General features: G+C 63.4%; 5 protein-coding genes. 1 reads left to right on the forward strand and 4 read right to left on the reverse strand.

Annotation, left to right across the window (positions count from 1 at the left end):
- From ACTHJR_RS06580 to ACTHJR_RS06590, 3 genes are all read right to left on the reverse strand, one after another.
- A partial coding sequence (locus ACTHJR_RS06580; RefSeq protein ID WP_440522327.1) for a phosphatase domain-containing putative toxin occupies positions 1-426 on the reverse strand: 426 nt, incomplete at its 3' end.
- A 63-nt stretch (positions 427-489) separates the two neighbouring features.
- A complete protein-coding gene (locus ACTHJR_RS06585; protein WP_440522328.1) occupies positions 490-897 on the reverse strand; it encodes a DUF5681 domain-containing protein in 408 nt (135 codons plus the stop codon).
- Positions 894-2,246 (reverse strand): site-specific DNA-methyltransferase, encoded by a 1,353-nt coding sequence (locus ACTHJR_RS06590; protein ID WP_440522329.1) that lies wholly within the window; start codon positions 2,244-2,246, stop codon positions 894-896. The genes ACTHJR_RS06585 and ACTHJR_RS06590 overlap by 4 nt, the downstream gene beginning before the upstream one ends.
- A gap of 810 nt (positions 2,247-3,056) precedes the next feature.
- Here ACTHJR_RS06590 and ACTHJR_RS06595 point away from each other — a divergent pair.
- Positions 3,057-4,688, forward strand: a complete 1,632-nt coding sequence (locus tag ACTHJR_RS06595) for a sialidase family protein (RefSeq protein WP_440522330.1) — start codon at positions 3,057-3,059, stop codon at positions 4,686-4,688.
- A gap of 51 nt (positions 4,689-4,739) precedes the next feature.
- Here the strand turns inward: ACTHJR_RS06595 and ACTHJR_RS06600 are convergent.
- Positions 4,740-5,169: alpha/beta hydrolase (locus tag ACTHJR_RS06600; protein WP_440522331.1), on the reverse strand; the 430-nt coding region annotated here is incomplete at its 5' end.

The raw sequence follows: 5,169 nt of genomic DNA on the forward strand, positions 1-5,169 counted from the left end.
CAGACGTGCCGCGATCGTGCCGGCACGGCCCAGCCCGCCCTTGCAATGCACGACGATGTCAAAGCCGTCGCGGAGGCGAGCGCGCACGCCTTCACCATGCTCCATCCAGGCAGCTTCGAATGCAGCGCCGGGCACCGACACATCGGTGATCGGAAGATGCAGCCATTCCATGTGATGGGCACGCACCGTGTCGCCGAGCGCCTCGACCTGGAGGACGGCAAACTCATGGTCCTCGATCAGGCTGATCACGAGCACCGCGCCCCAGTCGCTGATTGCCTTCACGTCGAGCGCGAGATCGCGGTCCCACGAACCGGTTACGGCATTGGGCTGCCTCTTGCCCGGACAGAAAGTAATGCCGATCCGCCCCATTCCGGGCCCGGGACAAACGGACGCGATCTGAAGCGGGTGACTGGTGCTGGTGCGCATGGTGCTCATTGACCAGTCTGATCGCTCCAATGGCGATGGAGTGCAAGTCGAGCGCTCGCCCCTTTACTCCTTGCCTTCGGGCTTCTCACGCTCCCGTTCGCGACGCTGGGCTTCGACAATGCGCTCCTGAATGATCGGATCGCCCATTGAGAGCGTGAACGTCACGGGCTGAGCGGCCTCTTCAATCTCTTCGGGCTCTTCCTGGGGCAGGTACGGTTCGAGAACTTTGAAAGCGCGGTGATCGCCTTTCGCCGCCCGATGGGCCATCGCCAAGACCATCGCCTCGGTAACTGTCACAGTCCTTGTTCGCCCATGCTCCTTGACGGTGACCCGCCTGCTCAGCACGGCATCGGCAATTGCGTATATCGACCTGCTGCCCTTCGGTCGCCCCGACGGATTGCCGGACTGGCCCTTCTTGAATCGATGTTCTTCGGGCGGCTTACCGTAGCCGACCTCGTAATCCTCGCTCATTTCTTCCCCCCATTGAGGCGCTCGAGCGCAACCTCCGGAAACGTTTCTCCCGTGCTGAGTGTCGCGCGTACGTCGAGCTCGTTACTGAGCCGCACGACCGCTGTGTCGACGTAGCGCGGGTCGATCTCGAGCCCGTACCCACGCCGTCCCGTCCGCGCCGCTGCGAGCAGAGTGGTGCCGGAGCCGATAAACGGATCGAGGATAATGTCCCCGCGCTTCGAACAGTCCATGATGGCGTCCACGACCATCTTCACCGGCTTGACCGTGGGATGAAGGTCGAGATCCTCGGACCGACCCGGCCGGTATCCATTGGCGCCCGGATAGGTCCACACATTGCTACGCAAACGCCCTTTGCCGCCCAGCCCGAAATTGTTGATGTGCTCGCCCGCCTTCTTGAACACGAACACGAGCTCATGCTGGGACCGATAGAACGTCCCCATCCCGGCGTTGGTCTTGTTCCAGACGCACAATTGCTTGACCTCTAGCCCCGCCTCGACGGCTGCGGTCTGCAGTTCGACGATGTGGCGCCAGTCGATACAGGCATAGAGGATGGTGCCGGGCCGGCTGACCTTGGCCATGCGATCGAAGACGGCGGTCAGGAATGCGCGGTACTCAGCCTCGCTCATCTCGCCCGACGCCATCTTGAACTCGTGGTGCTTGGGTTTGCGTAAGCCCGCCACGTTCCCAACGATCGGTACGTTATAGGGCGGATCGGTGAACACCATGCCGGCCTGTTCGCCGCCCAGCAGCTTTTCATAGTCGTCCGAGTTGGTGGCATCGCCACAAAGCAGGCGATGGGGACCGATGTGCCACATATCGCCGTGGCGGCTAACTGCGGGCTGGTTGGGCAACTGGGGAGGAAACGCGCCGTCCCCTTCTTCTTCTACCTCAAAGAGGGCGTCGATTTCGATCATCTCGAAGCCGGTCAATTCCACATCGAACGAGCAATCGAGAAGAAGGGAGAACTCGCTTGTGAGCGCGTCGACATCCCATTCGCCGATCTCGGCCAGCTTATTCTCGCTGATGCGATAGGCGCGTTTATCGACATCGGTCATGCCGTTCGCGCGCACCACCGGTACTTCATCCAGGCCCAGGAGCTTTGCGGCCTCCCAGCGACCGTACCCCGCGATCACTGCATTTTGCTCATCGACGATGATAGCGTTGATCCAGCCGAGCGTCTCAATGCTCCTTGCAATGCGGGCGACGTGCCTCCGCCGCAGCTTACGCGGATGGTTCGCCAGCGCGCGCAGGTGCGCGATCGGCAGCCGTTCGAAACCGAGTTTCCTGTCTGGGATTTGGTTGGAGCCAGCACCCTGCGGCTGAGTGCCAAACGTCGTCGTGAAATTCATACTTCCCCCCAATGAGCAATGAGCTCGCTACCACCTGATCATGCGCGACCACGGTCGCGAAAAGCGGCGACGGGGGGACTGTCGCCGCTGGTACATTTATAGAACAGACCGGCCGGAGCCGCAATCACGATCTTCTGCTAAGCTATTGAACCGATTTTACTTTGTGAGTGACGCATGGTGCGCCACTTCGCGCGATTTCGCCCGCGTTCGCGGCATCCGCAAACATCCGGCCGAGCACTGGCGACTACTTGGATGACTATCCGATTTGGTGGGCGCAGCGATATGCCAGTCGCGAGTCGCTAGCCAAACTGAGCCGGAATTCGCTCCATCAGCTCATATCCTTCGCTGATGCGGCTCTGAAAATTCCCTGCTCCTACAGCGCCCATCGACCCGTCTCAGCAGGATTTCCTCTCTTGCCCGTCGCCAATCTACGGTCCGCAGCGCTGGCCATTCGCTGTTGATTTCCCTGATACCAGCGAAATTGGGCACGAGACGCTTCCGCCCGCGACTGCAACGCGCACCATTCCTTACGGTCTCCAAAACAGCGTTATAGCCCGGATGGCCAAGGCCAATCGACCTTGGCCATCGTCTGGGGCGGGCAAGCGCCGTTCGCGCTGCGCCGAGCCTGATTCGCCTTGCCCAATCCATGGCGTCTCTACCCTGTTCGCTCTTCGAAACGGCCACGAAATATCCGCCGACTGGCGGCTATCGTAGCCACGCCGCCCGCCGCATCTCGGATGCCGCTTGACGCTTGCCTAATTTATATGACAAAACATATTATACAGTCATAATATGCTTGGGAGGTGATGGATGATGCGCAAGGTCTTGCGATATTGGCTGTTTTGGATGTTGCTCGCTGTCTGTGCCGTTCCGGCGGCGGCGCAGCGCACCGAATTGTCCAGCAACGAAACGCTCTACCCGCGCCTCGTGCGGTTGTCGCATGGCACAACGGGAAACGGTCGCATCGTCGCCAGCGTGACCAGCTTCCCCTCGGGCAAGGGCGAGGAGCAGATCTTCGCCAGCGATGACAGCGGCCGCACCTTCGCACGGATCGGCACGATCAATGATGCCGACTTCGCCAAGGGCCTGTGCTGCGGTACCTTGTACGAACTGCCGCAGGCCGTGGGTGCGCTCTACGCGGGCACCTTGCTCTGGGCCGGATCGGTCGGCGGCGACGTGCAAGGCGCGCCGATGCAGATCAAGATCTTCCGGAGCAGCGATCGCGGCGCGACCTGGAGCTATCTGTCCAACTGCCTGACCGCGACGGTCAACCGCAGCGCGGGCGGATTATGGGAGCCCGAATTCACCATCGCCGCAGACGGTTCGCTGGTCTGCTTCTATTCCGACGAGACCCAGGTCGGGCATTCGCAGGTGCTGCGACTGACGCGCACCACCGACGGCCTGCATTGGAGCGCACCGGCCGACGTCGTGTCGAGCGGCGTCGCCGCCGACCGGCCGGGCATGGCGGTGGTCCGCCGCCTGCCCTCGGGCCGCTATTTCATGACGTTCGAATTGTGCGGCCCCGCCGCTTGTACCGTATTCTACAAGACCTCGGCCGACGGCCTGGCCTGGGGCGCGGCGACCGATGTCGGAACGCGCGTCGAAACCGACGATCACCGCTGGTTCCTGCACACGCCGACCAACGCCTGGGCGGCGGTGCCCGGGCTCGCCAACGGTCGCATCTTCGTCATCGGCCAGATCGTCGCCAATGCGGCTGGAATCGCTCCGGGCAATGGACAGGTCGTGTTCTACAACGACAGCGCAGACGGCTCGGGCCCTTGGAAGGTGCTGCCCGCACCGGTGCCAATCAACGCGCCGCCCACGACGAGCAACGTCTGCCAGAATTATTCCTCGCCGCTGCTGCCCTCCGAAAACGGCGTATCGCTGCTGGGCCTCGCGACCGATTACGACGTCGTCGCGGGGGTGCGGACCTGCAAGACCTATTTCGGCCTGGCCTCGACCACGGTCGCGCCGACGCTGACGCTGACCGGCGGCGCGATCAACATCGCGCGCGGCCAGAGCGGTACCAGCACGATCACCGTCGAACCGGGCGGCGGCTATCGCGGGACGGTCAATCTCAGCGTGTCGATCCCCGGCTATAGCGGCACGATCAGTCCGTCGACGCTGAGTTTCGCCGACGGCGCTACGCACAGCGCGACGCTGACCGTGCCCGGGACGGCGAGCGCCACGCTGGCGGCATTGCTGCTGGCCGGCGGAATCGGCTTGTCATTCCTGCGCGGCTTCCGCCTCCTCGCCTTGCCGCTCGCGGCGCTGGCGCTCGGGTCGTGCGGCGGCGGCAGCGGCGGATCGAGCGGCGGATCGGGCAGTGTGACCCCGCCCCCGCCGACGGTCACGACGTACAACGCCACGGTTACCGCGACCGACACCAGCAATCCGGCGATCACCTCGAACATCGTGATCCCGGTGACGGTAACGGGCTGAGGCTCTGGTTCAGGGTCTGTACTCGATAGCGACGGCGATCGAGTACGGACCCTAGATCAACACGCGATGCGCGGCGAGGAAACGAGCGAACAGGTCGGGCCAGTCGTGCGCAGGTTCGCTCGCCGGCAGGGTCACGCCGAAACCGTGACCGCCTTTCTCGAACAGATGCGTTTCGACCGGACGATGCGCGGCGAGCATCGCTTCGTACATCAGGAGGCTGTTGCGGATCGGCACGACCGTGTCGTCGGCGCTCTGGGTCAGGAAGACCGGCGGCGTCTCCGCCGTAACGCGGCGCTCGACCGAATAACGGTTGGTCAATGCCGCGTCGGCATCGGCGCCAATCAGCGCCGCGCGCGAGCCGGCGTGGGTGATGCCGGGTCGCATCGTCACCACCGGATACAGCATGCCCGCGGCGTCGGGCCGCGCGCTCTCGCGATCCATGGCATCGACCGCGTCATAGACCGGCTCGGCAAAACGCGTG

This window comes from Sphingomonas sp. (assembly GCF_051962185.1).
Lineage (GTDB): Bacteria > Pseudomonadota > Alphaproteobacteria > Sphingomonadales > Sphingomonadaceae > Sphingomonas.